This is a genomic window from Streptomyces cavernae (genome assembly GCF_004023625.1).
Classification (GTDB): Bacteria; Actinomycetota; Actinomycetes; order Streptomycetales; family Streptomycetaceae; genus Streptomyces; species Streptomyces cavernae.
In genome coordinates this window covers 160,722-173,745 of the sequence record NZ_RPDJ01000014.1, presented here as the reverse complement: position 1 = coordinate 173,745, position 13,024 = coordinate 160,722, and the positions used below count along the sequence as shown (strand labels likewise).

11 protein-coding genes and 1 pseudogene are annotated in these 13,024 nt (G+C 70.0%); 11 read left to right on the top strand and 1 reads right to left on the bottom strand.

What is annotated here, in order from left to right; genetic code table 11:
* Positions 1 to 229: 229 nt before the first annotated feature.
* Positions 230 to 1,450 (bottom strand): molybdopterin molybdotransferase MoeA, encoded by a 1,221-nt coding sequence (locus EF387_RS24305; protein WP_128378728.1) that lies wholly within the window; start codon positions 1,448 to 1,450, stop codon positions 230 to 232.
* A gap of 440 nt (positions 1,451 to 1,890) precedes the next feature.
* On the opposite strand from EF387_RS24305, the gene EF387_RS24300 reads away from it, so the two are divergent.
* From EF387_RS24300 to EF387_RS24250, 11 genes and pseudogenes are all read left to right on the top strand, one after another.
* Positions 1,891 to 2,373 (top strand): 4Fe-4S dicluster domain-containing protein, encoded by a 483-nt coding sequence (locus EF387_RS24300; RefSeq protein ID WP_128378727.1) that lies wholly within the window; start codon positions 1,891 to 1,893, stop codon positions 2,371 to 2,373.
* Entirely contained in the window at positions 2,373 to 4,175 is a 1,803-nt protein-coding gene (locus EF387_RS24295) for an aldehyde ferredoxin oxidoreductase family protein (RefSeq protein WP_128378726.1), read from the top strand. The genes EF387_RS24300 and EF387_RS24295 overlap by 1 nt, the downstream gene beginning before the upstream one ends.
* 101 nt (positions 4,176 to 4,276) lie before the next feature.
* Positions 4,277 to 4,549 carry a MoaD family protein gene (locus EF387_RS24290; protein WP_128378725.1) on the top strand — a complete coding sequence of 91 codons (273 nt, stop codon included), beginning with the start codon at positions 4,277 to 4,279 and terminating at the stop codon, positions 4,547 to 4,549.
* Between the two features lie 28 nt (positions 4,550 to 4,577).
* The gene (locus EF387_RS24285) at positions 4,578 to 7,694 is read left to right on the top strand and encodes a proton-conducting transporter transmembrane domain-containing protein (RefSeq protein WP_238431670.1); all 3,117 of its coding nucleotides are present in this window, start codon (positions 4,578 to 4,580) and stop codon (positions 7,692 to 7,694) included.
* Positions 7,691 to 8,260 (top strand): NADH-quinone oxidoreductase subunit NuoB, encoded by a 570-nt coding sequence (locus EF387_RS24280; protein WP_128378723.1) that lies wholly within the window; start codon positions 7,691 to 7,693, stop codon positions 8,258 to 8,260. Before EF387_RS24285 ends, EF387_RS24280 begins: the two co-directional genes overlap by 4 nt.
* A complete protein-coding gene (locus EF387_RS24275; RefSeq protein ID WP_128378722.1) occupies positions 8,257 to 9,162 on the top strand; it encodes an NADH-quinone oxidoreductase subunit H in 906 nt (301 codons plus the stop codon). The genes EF387_RS24280 and EF387_RS24275 overlap by 4 nt, the downstream gene beginning before the upstream one ends.
* Before the next feature lie 11 nt (positions 9,163 to 9,173).
* A complete protein-coding gene (locus tag EF387_RS24270) occupies positions 9,174 to 9,719 on the top strand; it encodes a 4Fe-4S binding protein (protein WP_128378721.1) in 546 nt (181 codons plus the stop codon).
* Complete coding sequence (locus EF387_RS24265; protein ID WP_128378720.1) at positions 9,709 to 10,179, top strand: NADH-quinone oxidoreductase subunit C; 471 nt, start codon at positions 9,709 to 9,711, stop codon at positions 10,177 to 10,179. The genes EF387_RS24270 and EF387_RS24265 overlap by 11 nt, the downstream gene beginning before the upstream one ends.
* Positions 10,176 to 11,252 (top strand): hydrogenase large subunit, encoded by a 1,077-nt coding sequence (locus EF387_RS24260; RefSeq protein ID WP_128378719.1) that lies wholly within the window; start codon positions 10,176 to 10,178, stop codon positions 11,250 to 11,252. Before EF387_RS24265 ends, EF387_RS24260 begins: the two co-directional genes overlap by 4 nt.
* Before the next feature lie 405 nt (positions 11,253 to 11,657).
* A pseudogene (gene arsB / locus EF387_RS24255) lies at positions 11,658 to 12,645 on the top strand (ACR3 family arsenite efflux transporter); the annotation flags it as partial.
* Between the two features lie 109 nt (positions 12,646 to 12,754).
* Entirely contained in the window at positions 12,755 to 13,012 is a 258-nt protein-coding gene (locus tag EF387_RS24250) for a hypothetical protein (RefSeq protein ID WP_128378718.1), read from the top strand.
* Positions 13,013 to 13,024 lie beyond the last annotated feature (12 nt).

Sequence of the window (13,024 nt, the reverse complement as noted above, 5' to 3'; positions counted from 1 at the left end):
CCCCGGGGTCGAGTACGCCGGGGACCTGGGGGCACCTCCCACGCTCTTAGGGCAGTGGGGGAGCTCAAGACCGTTCGGGGCGTGCGGCTGATCGGGCTCACTTCTGCTCAGTCCCCAGGAACGGTTCTGACTCCCGCCAGGAGAGCAGTGCCGGCGAGCAGCGCCAAGGGGCGCCGGCCGGTGGCCCCGATGAGGCGGTCCCGGCCCGGACGCGGCGCGGGGGCCGCGGTCATGCCATCTCTCCCGTGAAATCCGCCTCGGCGCGCAGGGGTTGGACGTCCACCCGGGTGCCGGCGGTGAGGACGTCCTCACCCCTGGGGATGAAGGCGATGCCGTCGGCCCGGGCCAGCGTGGTCACGAACCCCGTGGCCTGCCGGCCCGCGCTCGTGGCGACCAGTCCGTCGGCCGTTCGCTCGAGCCGGACGCGACGCAGCGTGACCCTGTTCGCGCGAGGCCGGACATCCTCCTCGAGCCGGGCCCTCAGCAGCGGCTCCACGGGCCTGCGGTGGCCCAGCATCCGGCGCAGCGCGGGCCGCACGAAAACCTCGAAGGTCAGCAGCGCCGCCACCGGGTTGCCCGGCAGCGCGAAGACACGGCAGGTGTCATTGGTGGCGAATGCCATCGGCCGCCCGGGCTGGATGTCCACCTGCCAGAAGGCTTCCTTCGCGCCCAGGTCGCCGAGGACCTCGCGCACCAGGTCGCGGTCACCGGCGGAGACCCCGGCCGAGGTCACCAGGACGTCGGCCCGCAGTCCCGTCTCCAGGCTCCTGCGGAGATCGTCGGGGTGGTCGCGCGCGATGGGCAGGACCGTGGGCACGACTCCCGTCCGCAGAGCCGCCGCTGCCAGCGCGGGTCCGTTGCTGTCGTGGATCCTGCCGTCCCGGAGGGGCTCACCCGGCACGAGGAGTTCGTCACCGGTGGAGAGGACGGCCACGCGCGGCCGCCGGACCACGGGGACCGTCGACCGGCCGGTCGCGGCCAGGACGGCGACCTCGGCGGGGCCCAGGACCCGGCCCTCGGTCAGTACCGCCTGTCCCGCGCGCAGATCACCGCCCCGCTTGCGCACATGGTCACCGACCGCGGGCCGAACGAGCAGACGGACGCCGTCCGGGACGGCTTCGGTGAGCTCGAACGGGACGACGGCGTCGGCGCCCGCGGGAAGGGGCGCGCCGGTGAGGATCCGGTCCGCCTGCCCCGGCTCCAGCGCGTCGACGGCGGGCTTGCCGGCGGGCAGGAACCCCCGCACCGGCAGGACCGACCGTTCCTGGCAGTCAGCGGCTCGTACCGCGTAGCCGTCCATCGCCGAGTTGTCCCACATCGGCAGGTCCCAGGGGGAGAACTGATCGGAGGCGAGGACACGTCCGACGACGTCCGGCACTGCCACGACCTCGGCACCGAGGGGGGAGACGGAACTCAGGATCGTCTCCCGGGCCTCTTCGAGACCGGTCATTCGGGCCACCTCCCTGGCGTCCGGTGGAGCCGATGAATGAATTCCGCCGACCTCACTGTAAGCACCCCCGAACGCACCGCGGACCGCCCGGAATTCGAAACTAGCCCGGCTCCGCCGGAGGGTCAATGATTCATCACGCCGACCACCGCAGAACAGCAGGTCACCGGCGAAACAAAGGGCAACATCAATCGTTCTCCGCACGGCAACGTAAGGCTACCCTTACCGCTTTTCCCGGATGCAACGTCAGGCAACACAAATACGCGGGTAATTGCCGAACGATCGCTTGAAAAAAGGGCCATTGGTCCCTCCTCCGACCATGCGCGCCGGTGCAATCATCCATACAGAGGCCGAGGCCAGGCATATCCGGAATCGACGATGGGCGATCCGGTCGGACACCTGCGGGCGATGCGATGTCGCCGATGGCCGAAGGAGGCACCGACATGGGAAAAATGTTGATGATCTATCCGGACAAGTGCACCGGATGCCGTATCTGTGAACTCGCGTGCTCCTTCCAGCAGGAAGGCAGCTTCCGGCCCGGAGCGTCCCGGATCAAGACCCTCACCTGGGAGCGAGAGGGCTTCTCGGTTCCCCTGCTGTGCCAGCAGTGCGACGACGCGGGGTGCGTGAGCGTCTGCCCGACCGGGGCGATGCATTACGGCCCGCCCGGGTCCGACCTGGTCGAGCTGAACCAGGACGCCTGCATCGGCTGCAAGCTGTGCGTCATCGCCTGCCCCTTCGGCAGCGTCAACTACGACTCGGCCACCCGGCTCATCGCCAAGTGCGACACCTGCGCCGGCGCCCCTCAGTGCGTGGCGATGTGCCCCAACGGCGCGCTGGAGTGGGTCGACGACGCCGAGCAGACCCGGGCGCGCAAGCGTGTCGTCGGCGAGAAGCTCAAGGCAGTCTTCGAGGAGGTGAAGTGATGTACGGCTGGACTGGCACCATCCTCCGGGTCGACCTGACCCACGGCACGGTGCGGCGTGAACGCACCGACCGTGAGCTGGCCCACGACTACATCGGCGCGCGCGGGATGGGCGGCAGGATCATCGCCGACGAGGTCGACCCCCAGGCCGACCCCCTTGGCCCCGAGAACAAGATGGTCTTCGCTCCCGGGCCGTTCACCGGAACGTTCGCTCCGTCCGGAGGCCGCTACAACGTCATCACGAAGAGCCCTCTGAACAACACCATCGCCGCCTCCAACTCCGGCGGCACCTTCGGTCCGGAACTCAAGTACGCCGGCTACGACGCCGTGATCGTCGAGGGCCGGTCCCGCACGCCGGTCTACCTCTGGATCCGGGACGACGAGGTCGTCATCCGCGACGCGAGCGCCTTCTGGGGCATGAACGTGCACGACGCCGTGGACGCGATGCGCGCGGAGACCGACGAGGACGCCAAGGTCGCCTGCATCGGCCCGGCCGGGGAGAACCTGTCCCTGATCGCGTCGGTGATGAACGAGATGCACCGGGCGGCGGGGCGTACTGGCGTCGGCGCCGTGATGGGCTCGAAGAAGCTCAAGGCGATCGTCGTGGTCGGCACCGGTCCGGTGACCGTCGCCGATCCGGACCGCTTCAAGTCCGCCGTGCTCAGCTGCACGGGCAAGATCAAGGCCAATCCGGTCGGTGGCGCGGGCCTGAAGGCCTACGGCACCAACGTGCTGGTGAACATCCTCAACGAGGTCGGCGCCCTGCCGACCCGCAACTTCCAGGACGGCCACTTCCCGAACGCGGACAAGACCGGCGGGGAGTCCCTGGCCGCCAACCAGCTGGTCCGGCCGAAGGGTTGCTACGCCTGCGTGATCAGCTGCGGCCGGGTCACCAAGACGGACAACCCGCTGTATCCCGGCATGGGTGAAGGCCCGGAGTACGAGACCGCGTGGGGTTTCGGCGCCGACTCCGGCGTGGACAACCTCGATGCCATCGTCAAGGCCAACTACCTCTGCAACGAGTACGGCCTGGACACCATCTCGATGAGCGCCACGATCGCCTGCGCCATGGAGCTGTACGAGCGCGGTTATCTGACGAAGGAGGACACCGACGGTCTTGACCTGGTGTTCGGCAACGCTCAGGCCATGGTCGAAGCGGTCCGCAAGACCGGCACGGGTGAGGGCTTCGGCAAGCGACTGGCCGAAGGCTCGTACCGGCTGGCCGAAAGCGTCGGTCACCCCGAGCTGTCCATGACCACCAAGAAGCAGGAGATGCCTGCCTACGACCCGCGAGGGGTCCAGGGCATCGGCCTGAACTACGCGACCGGCAACCGCGGCGGCTGCCACGTCCGCGGCTACACCATCTCGTACGAGGTGCTCGGCCAGGGCCCGCCCATGGACCCGCACGCCACCGAGGGCAAGGCGGCGCTCGACATCGCGTTCCAGAACCTGACCGCCGCACTCGACGCCACCGGGTCCTGCCTGTTCGCGACCTTCGGCATCGGAGGCCCCGAACTGGCCGAGATGCTCAGCGCGCTCACCGGTGAGGAGTACTCCCTGGAGGAGTTCCTCAGGGCCGGCGAGCGCATCTGGAACAACGAGCGGCTGTGGAACCTCAAGGTGGGCTACTCGGCCGCGGACGACACGCTGCCCAAGCGGCTGCTGGAGGAACCGATCAAGACGGGCGCGTCACGCGGAGAGGTCAACCGGCTCGACGAGATGCTCCCGGAGTACTACAGCCTGCGGGGCTGGGACGCCGACGGCGTGCCGACGCAGGCAAAGCTCGAGGAACTGGCTCTGTAGCGAAGCAGGCCCGCAGCAAGGCCGATCCGAGGGGGACGGCCACCGGCTGTCTGCCGGTGACCGCCGCTCCCGTGGGGCTCGCGCCGAATCGAGGTTGACCGGTGCACATCAAATATTTCGCGACCTTCCGCGAACTCGCCGGAGAGCGGTCGTTCGACCTCGACGAACCGCCTCCCGACGTCGCCGGACTGCTGGAGCTGCTCGCCACGCGATACGGCGACAGGTTCCGGCGCGCGGTGCTGGCGGACGGACACCTCGGCCCCGAACTGATCCTCCTGGTCAACGGACGCAACGTCCGGCTCACCGGAGGCCTCGCGACACCGCTCACCCCGCGGGACGACGTCTCGGTCTTCCCGATGGTCGCCGGCGGATGAGTCCGGAAGGGATGCGAACCCCGTGCAGATGAACGACTTCGTCCTCGCCCCCGTCGCCGTGCTGCTGGTCGGCGTGGTCCTGCAGGCAGTACTGTCCCGCAGACTGTCCGGGGCCGCCAAGGGATGGCTGGCGACGGGCGTGACGACGGCGTCCTGCGCCGGCGTGGTCGCCCTGTGGCCCACGGTCCTCGACGGTGAGGTGCTCGACCGCCGACTGGGGTCGTGGGACGGGCCCGTCTCGCTGAGCTTCCACGTCGACGGACTCGCCCTGCTGTTCGCCTTCATGGCGACCTCGATCGGCGCGGCGATCCTGCTCTACTCCGTGGCGTACATGGCGCACGACGTCGCCGCCACCCGCTTCTACGTCATCATGCAGGTCTTCATCGCCGGTCTGATCACCCTGGTGTTCGCCGAAGACCTGCTGCTGATGTACGCCGGCTGGGAGATCGTCGGCCTCTGCTCCTTCCTGCTGGTCGGCTTCTGGTACACCGACAGGGCGGCGGCAGCGGGGGCGCGCAAGGTCCTGGTGATGACCCACAGCGCCGGCTACGCCCTCCTCGCCGCCATCCTGGTGATCTACGCCCGCACCGGCACCACGCTGTGGACGGACCCCAAGGTCGCCGAGGCGTTCACCGGCGGCGTCTTCGTCCTCATGCTCGTCTCCGCCGTCGCCAAGTCGGTGCAGTTCCCCCTGCACACCTGGATCCCCTCGGCGATGGCCGCCCCGACCCCGGTCAGTGCCCTGCTCCACGCGGCCGTCTACGTCAAGGCCGGTGTCTACCTCGTCGCCCGTATGCACTCCTTCGGCCCGTGGCCGTCCGCCTGGCAGAACGCCGTGGTCTGGGTCGGTACGGTCACGATGCTCGTCGGCGTCCTGTTCGCGATGATCCAGCACGACGCCAAGCGGCTGCTGGCGTTCCACACGGTCAGTCAGATCGGCTACATGATGCTCGGCCTGGGGCTCGGCACCCCGCTGGGCGTCGCCGCCGCCCTGCTGCACACGTTCAACCACGGACTGTTCAAGGGCGGCCTGTTCCTCGGGGCCGGCGCGGTCCAACACGCCACCGGCACCCGGGACATGGACCGCCTCGGCGGCCTGAGCCGGCGGATGCCGGGCACAACAGCGCTGTGGCTGATCTCGGCCGCGAGCATCTCGGGCGTCCCGCTGTTCAACGGATTCGTCAGCAAGCTCCTGCTCTACGTCGCCGCCCTCCAGGCCGACTTCACCGTGCCCGCGCTGATCGCCTGGGTCGTCAGCGTCCTGACCATGTTCTCCTTCATGAAGGCCAGCTCCGCCCTGTTCTTCGGCGTGGACGGCGAGGCCAGTGCGAAGGCCCACGAGTCGCCCCGGGGCATGCTCATCGGGTCCGGCGTCCTCGCCGCCGGCTGCCTGGTCCTCGGGATCGCGCCGCAGCTCGCCCTCGACCACCTCATCGACCCGGCGCTGACCAGCATGGGCCTGCGAGGGAACCTCGGCGTCGGCTGGTTCGGCTTCGCCTCCGCCGGAAGCTCCTTCCTCGCCGGCGGCCTCGTCCTGGCGCTGCTCTCGGTCGTCGGCGGAGCCGTCGTCCACCAGCGGTTCCGTCGCCGCGGCGCCCTGCCGGCGACCGCCTCCTCCACCACCACCTGGGAACCGCGAGAACTCGTCTCCGCAGGCCCCGCCGCGGCCGCCCTCCCGCCGGTGGGCCTCGGAAGCCACCTGGCGCCTCCCACCGCATCGTTCACCGGTGGGGAGCCGCTGCGGGACCACGGCCACCTGCGCGCCAGCGACTTCTCCTCCCCCGTCTCCCGCGGACTCGCGCCGTTCTACCGATGGGGCGACGCGGACCTGTACTACCTGGCCGTCTGGCACGCGACATTGCGCGTCTGCGCCGTGGCGGGCCGCGCCGGCGCATGGCTTGAACGCCGAGCCGCCGCCGCTCTCACCGCCCTCGCGGTGGCCATGGGCCTCGTCGCCCTCGCCGCGGCCGACGTCGTACGGACCGACGAGCCAACCATCGACGTGACCCGGCCCTGGGCCCTGGCCGCGACGATCGTGACAGCCCTCTGCGGACTGCTCCTCGCGATGGCCACCGCCCAGCCGACCAGGCCGTGGGTCCGGGTCGCCGCCGTCGCCGGACTGCTGGTCGTCCCGGGCCTGCTGGTCCCGTCCGAGCTGGTCCGTGTGCTCCTTCTGGAGGGCGCCGCGTTCGGGGCCTTCCTCGTGCTCGTACTCGCCGGTGTGGACACCGCGGCCCGCAACGCCTACCTCGCGGCGGCCGTGTTCTCCGCCCTCACCCTGGTGACCGGCACCGCCCTCATCGACACGGCTCCGGCCCGTGTGGTCCTGGCGCTGCTCCTGGCCGGGTTCGCCGTCAAGCTGGCGCTGGTCCCCGCCTGCGTGTGGCTGCCCGCGATGGCGGCGCGCACCCCGGCGGCCCTGATCGGACTCGTCGTCGCGGTCGTCGATGTCGCCGCGTTCGCCGAGTTGGTCAGTCTGCGGCAGACCTCGCCGTGGCTGTTCTCGCCCACTTGGCCGTGGCTCCTGCTCGCCCTGCTCTCGGCCGTCGGCGGCGCGGCGCTGGCCCTGGCACAGCAAGACGTCAAGCGCATGCTCGCGTTCTCCACCGTCACCGGTGCCGGGTTCCTGGTGCTCGGGATCGTGCTGGCCGGAGAGTTCGGCCTCGACGGCGCCATGGCCGGGGCCGCCGCCGACGCGCTCGCCATGGCCCTGCTGTTCACGACGCTCGCCGGAACCGAGGCCGACCGCCCCCTGACCCTGTCCTCGCGGGGTGTCGCCCGGGAACACCCGCTGGCCGCGGCCGGCTTCCTCATCGGCGGCCTGGCCGTACTCGGCGTCCCCTTCACAGCGGGTTTCTCCGGCCACTGGCGGGTGTACGCCACCGCCCTGAACGAGAGCGGTCCGGTGCTGGCCCTGCTCGTCGTCGCCACGATCCTGTCGGTGCTGGCCTACTCCCGTGTCGTCGCCCTGGTGTGGTGGGGCGGCGCGGCGGACGCCCCACCCCTGCCCCCCGATCGCCCGCGATCGGTTTCGGTCTGGGCCAGTGAGCCGCCTCCCCTGGTGATCGCCCTCGTCGGCCTGTCGACCGCCGTCCTCGCCACGGGCCTGTTCCCCCGACTGCTACAGGAGTGGGTTGTCCGATGAAACTCCTCAGATCCCTGATGCGCACGGCACGGCGCCGCTCCCCCTGGGTGTTCCACGCCAACGCCGGTAGCTGCAACGGCTGCGACATCGAGTTCCTGACGTGTCTGACCCCCCGCTACGACATGGAGCAGTTGGGCATCCGGCACGAGGGCAGCCCGAGACACGCCGACATCATCCTGGTGTCCGGGCCGGTGACCCGGACGACGTGCGAGGCGCTGCAGACGGTCTACGGGCAGGTTCCCGACCCGAAGGTGGTCGTGGCGCTCGGGTCCTGCCCCACCTCCTGCAACGTCTTCGCCGGAAGTCCCACCGTCGTCGGTCCCCTCGACCGCGTCCTGCCCGTCGACGTCTACGTTCCCGGCTGCCCGCCGCGGCCGGACGCGATGATCGCCGGTCTCGCCGAGGCCGCCGCGATCCTGGCCGGCGACAAGCCGCGACCGGAACACCAGCCAGGTCCGGCCGACCCGGACACGGCCGACCCGGACACGGCGGATCCGGACACGGCGGATCCGGACACGATCGATCCGCTCACGGCGGAAGCCGCCGGAGAGGCAGGCCGGAGATGACATCGGTACGGGCCGCCGTCCAGTTGCTGGTGTTCCCCGGCCTCGGCTACGCCGTCGCCGCGGGTTTCCTCATGGAGTGGATGCAGCGCAAGATCAACGCCCGCCTGCAGGGACGGCTCGGACCGCCGTTCTACCAGCCCTTCTTCGACGTGGTGAAGCTGCTCGGCAAGCGACCGGTCGAACGGCCGCCGTTGCAGGGGCTGATGATGACGGCGCTGCCGGCCGGTGCCGTGGTGGCGACCCTCGGCGCGGTCGCGCTGCTGCCGGTCGTCCCGTCCGGCGGCGGGTTCGCCGGAGATCTGGTCCTGCTCGTCGGACTGATCGAGCTCGGCCCGCTGCTGCTGGTGCTCGGCGGGTTCGCGTCCCGGTCGCTGTGGGGAGGCCTGGGCGCCTCCCGGGAGGCGATCATGACCGCGGCCTACAACCTGCCCTTCCTCACCGCGCTGATCGCGCTCGCACACAGCAGCGGCCTGTCCCTCAACGGGGCGGCGCTGGAAGGCAGTTGGCCGGTACGGGTGCTCGCTCTGCTGGCGATCCTGATCTGCCTCCCGGCCAAGTTGCACCTCAACCCGTTCTCGATCGCCGGCGCCGAGCAGGAGATCTACGCGGGGGCGACCACCGAGTACGACGGGCCGCGTCTGGCGATGTGGGAGCTCGCTCACAGCCTGGAATGGGTGGCGCTGGTCGGGCTGGTGGCCGCGCTCAGTCTGCCGGTCACGGGTCTCGGCTGGCCGGTGCGGGTCCTGGTGTTCCTCGGGCTGTCGCTGCTGGTCGTGGTCCTGCTCTCCGCCACGGCTGCCGCGACGGCCCGCCTGAAGCTCGCCCAGACCGCCCGGTGGTTCTGGCTGTGGGCACTCGTCCCCGCCGCATCCGCCCTCGTCCTCGCCTACGCCGGAATCTAGGAGCCCTCGCCATGAACATCCTCCATCTGATCGGCGGCAACTGGATCCGGCGCCCGCTGACCCAGCGGTTCCCGGACCGGGAGCCACCGCCGGCCGAATACCGCGGGCACGTGACCAACGATGCCGCCGCATGCGTCGCCTGCGGGATCTGCACGCAGGTGTGTGTGTCGGCCGCCATCGAACTGCGCCCCGCGGAGAGCTCCTGCGCCTGGGTCTACGACCCGGCACGCTGCACGTTCTGCGGGTTCTGCGTCCAGTACTGCCCCGTCGACGCGCTCCGCCAGGTGTCGGACCGGGGCGCGTGGGCCCACAGCCCCCACGAGCAGACAGACACCACGGTCATCGACTACCCGCCCTGCGCGGAGTGCGGCAAGCCCGCGATGCCGTACAGCGAGAACCTCGTCAGCACCGCCTACGGAGAGCGCACCGAAGAGCTGCGCCGGCGGGCCCGGCTCTGTGAGCACTGCCGACGGCAGGTGACCGCCGAGGTGATGAGAAAGACGTTCTCCGTCATGAGCGACGCAGGGCGGTCGGAAGGGAGGAGCCATGGACGTTGAGGCACTCCTGCGGAAGCTGGACGACGACGCGCCCTGCGCACCCACCGCCACCGGGTACTGGGCCGCCTGGCCGGACCTCGACGTCCGTGCCATGGCTCGGCTGATGCGGGAGAACGTGGTCCGGCTCGTCACGATCACGGCGGTACCGGAGGCCGGGGACGCGCTGCGGATCATCTACCACTGGGACGCCGACGGCGAACTGCTCAACCTGTCCACGACGGTGATGTCAGGACATGTCCCCACCATCAGCGACATCGTGCCGGGCGCGGACTGGGTCGAGCGCGAGATCCACGACTACTACGGCCTGGAGTTCGACGGCCGTTCCACGACACCGCCTCTGATGCTGCGCGAGGGTGACCCGCCCGGTCTGTTCGCCCGCACACGGCAGCAAGGAAACGAAGCCGACCCCGCGCGGACCGCTCATGCGGCGATCGCGGTCGAGGAGGGTGAACCCCGATGAGTCCCGTCGTCCCGATCGGGCCGTTCCACCCGGCCCTGGAAGAGCCCTACAAGGTGGAAGTCACCTGCGAGGGCGAGCGGATCACCGATGCCTCCGTCGTCGTGGGCTTCAACTTCCGGGGCATCGAGTGGCTGGCCGAGCGCAAGAGCTACACGCAGGACATCGCCCTGCTCGAACGCGTCTGCGGCATCTGCAGCAATGTGCACACGCTGATGTTCTCGCGGGCGGTCGAGAAGATCGCCGGGCTCGAGGTGCCCGACCGGGCCCAGTACATCCGGGTCGTCATCGCCGAGGCCGAGCGGCTGCACAGCCACCTGCTCTGGGCCGGCGTCGCCTGCAACCTCATCGGCTTCGAGACCCTGTTCATGACCTGCTTCTCCCTCCGGGAACAGGTGATGGACATCCTCGAGAGGATCTCCGGCAACCGCGTCAACTACGCGATGAACCGGCCGGGCGGAGTCAACCGCGACATCAGCGACCCCGGGGCCGTTCTGGCCGCGGTCCGCACGATCGAGAAGACCACGTCCGGGAAACTGATCCCGATCATGACCGGCGACCCGACCGTGCGGGCTCGTTGCGCGGGCGTCGGCGTCCTCAGCCGGGACGACGCCCTCGCGCACGGCGCCGTCGGCCCCCTGGCCCGGGCCTCCGGCCTCACCCAGGACATCCGCAGATCCGCTCCGTACGAGGCGTACGACAAGCTCGACTTCGACGTCCCGGTGCGGGACGAGGGCGACGTCCTCGCACGGATCGTCGTGCGCGCCTCGGAGATCCTGCAGAGCTGCCGTCTGATCGAGCAGGCCGTCGAGACGATGCCTGCCGGACCGATCGGAGGGCCGCTGTACCCGTCGGTGCCCGCAGGTGAGGCATCGGTCCGGGTCGAGGCGCCCCGCGGCGAGGTGTTCTACTACCTGGCGTCCGACGGGACCGACGTGCCCGTACGGGTCCGGGTCCGGACCCCCACCTTCGTCAACATGCCGACGGTCCCGCTCATGGCCGTCGGCGAGAGCATCTCCGACCTGCCGCTCATCCAGGCATCCATCGACCCCTGCTACTCCTGCAACGACCGGTAGGCAGGCCGCCGCCGCCCGCAGCGCGGCAGCGCCCGCGGAGTCCCACGACCAGTGCGAGCGGCGCCGGAGGACCTCGTCCGCCGGCTCGGCGGTCGTACGCACCTCAGGCAGACCGCGAGGCCCCGGCGAACAGTTCGGCGGGGCCAGGCTGCGGGACTCCGGCTGGCTCTGCTGGGTCCGGGAGGGGGCGTCGACGGGGGATCATCCGGTCGGCTGCCTCCCGCGTCAGCGAACCGATGGGAGGGCGCGGGCCGGCTGCCTCGGTGCTGCCTCGGCGTCAGCCGACCGATGCGAGGGTGCGGGGCCGGTATCCAACGACCCTTGCCGCGCGAGGAGTTGGTGTTCATCGCCGTCCCCCGAACAGGTGGTGGCGTGGCCGCGGAGTGGTGGTACCGCGGTTGCTGCCTCGTCCCGGGACTGAACGGCGCCTTGGCGAGTGTCGAAATCGGTGGTGCCTCCCTGCCGATAGCGATCGGGCTGCTGGTCATGATGTATCCCGTGCCGGCCAAGGTGCGCTACGACAAACTCGACGCGGTCACCGGCGACCGCAGGCTGATGGCCGCCTCCCTGATCGTCAACTGGTTCGTCGGCCCCACCGTGATGTTCGCCCTGGCGTGGATCTTCCTGCCCGACCTGCCCGAGTACCGCACCGGCCTGGTCATCGTCGGGTCTCGCCCGCTGCATCGCCATGGTCATCGTCTGGAACGACCTGGCCCACGGCGACCGTGAAGCCGCCGCCGTGCTGGTGACGCTCAACTCCCTCTTCCAAGTGCTGGCGTTCGGCGTGCTCGGCTGGTTCTACATCGACTGGCTGCCCGGCCGGCTGGGCCTGGGTGACGGCGAGCGCCTCGACATCTCCATGGGGAAGATCGCCCTGAACGTCGTGGTCTTCCTGGGTGTTCCGCTCGTCGCGGGCTTCCTCACCCGCCGCATCGGCGAGAGGAGACTCGGCCGGGAGCGGTACGAGAACGGCTTCCTGCCGAAGGTCGCCCCCTGGGCGCTGTAAGGGCTGCTGTTCACCGTCATCATCCTCTTCGCCCTGCAGGGGAAGAGGATCACCTCCCAGCCGCTGGACGTCGCCCGCATCGCGGTGCCGTTGCTCGCGTACTTCGCCCTGATGTGGTTCGGGAGCTTCGCCCTGGGCAGGGCCATCGGCCTGCCCTACGACCGCACCGCCACCCTCGCCTTCACTGCCGCGGGCAACAACTTCGAGCTGGCCATCGCCGTCGCGATCGCCACTTTCGGCATCACCAGCGGCCAGGCGCCTTCGGGTGTGGTGGGTCAGCTGATCGAGGTGCCGGTGCTGGTGGCGCTGGTGTACGTGTCGCTCGTCTGGCGACGGAGGTTCCCCACCACACCCCCGATCCGGACCACCGCATCGCACGAGACCTGAGGGGCGGCGCTTCCAGCCGGAGGCGCCTCCCATGAGAGTTTCAACAGAACCCTGCCCGAAATCGGGCAGAAATCTTGCGATTGCCGTCGCTTTACCTCAGGATCGACGGGTGCACGAGGAACTTGTCGATCATCTGACGCGCTCCACCCCGCTCAGCCGTGGTGAGGCGCAGCGAGTCGTACAGGACGTCCTCGCGTACTTCGACGAGACGACCGAGGAATACGTCCGTCGCCGCCATCGCGAGCTCCAGGGTCAGGGCCTGGTGAACGCGGCGATCTTCGAACGGATCGAGGCGGACCTGAAATACCGCGCGGTGGCGCCGCCCGAGCTCTCGCTGAGGCAGCTGCGCCGCATCGTCTACGGGTAGGGGAACCACTTT

What these genes read in the sequence shown, in the direction of transcription:
- EF387_RS24305 (WP_128378728.1), bottom strand. Translation starts at nt 1,450, where the DNA reads ATGACCGGTCTCGAAGAGGCCCGGGAGACGATCCTGAGTTCCGTCTCC.
- EF387_RS24275 (WP_128378722.1), top strand. Translation starts at nt 8,257, where the DNA reads ATGACATCGGTACGGGCCGCCGTCCAGTTGCTGGTGTTCCCCGGCCTC.
- EF387_RS24265 (WP_128378720.1), top strand. Translation starts at nt 9,709, where the DNA reads ATGGACGTTGAGGCACTCCTGCGGAAGCTGGACGACGACGCGCCCTGC.
- EF387_RS24300 (WP_128378727.1), top strand. Translation starts at nt 1,891, where the DNA reads ATGGGAAAAATGTTGATGATCTATCCGGACAAGTGCACCGGATGCCGT.
- EF387_RS24285 (WP_238431670.1), top strand. Translation starts at nt 4,578, where the DNA reads ATGAACGACTTCGTCCTCGCCCCCGTCGCCGTGCTGCTGGTCGGCGTG.
- EF387_RS24270 (WP_128378721.1), top strand. Translation starts at nt 9,174, where the DNA reads ATGAACATCCTCCATCTGATCGGCGGCAACTGGATCCGGCGCCCGCTG.
- EF387_RS24280 (WP_128378723.1), top strand. Translation starts at nt 7,691, where the DNA reads ATGAAACTCCTCAGATCCCTGATGCGCACGGCACGGCGCCGCTCCCCC.
- EF387_RS24260 (WP_128378719.1), top strand. Translation starts at nt 10,176, where the DNA reads ATGAGTCCCGTCGTCCCGATCGGGCCGTTCCACCCGGCCCTGGAAGAG.
- EF387_RS24295 (WP_128378726.1), top strand. Translation starts at nt 2,373, where the DNA reads ATGTACGGCTGGACTGGCACCATCCTCCGGGTCGACCTGACCCACGGC.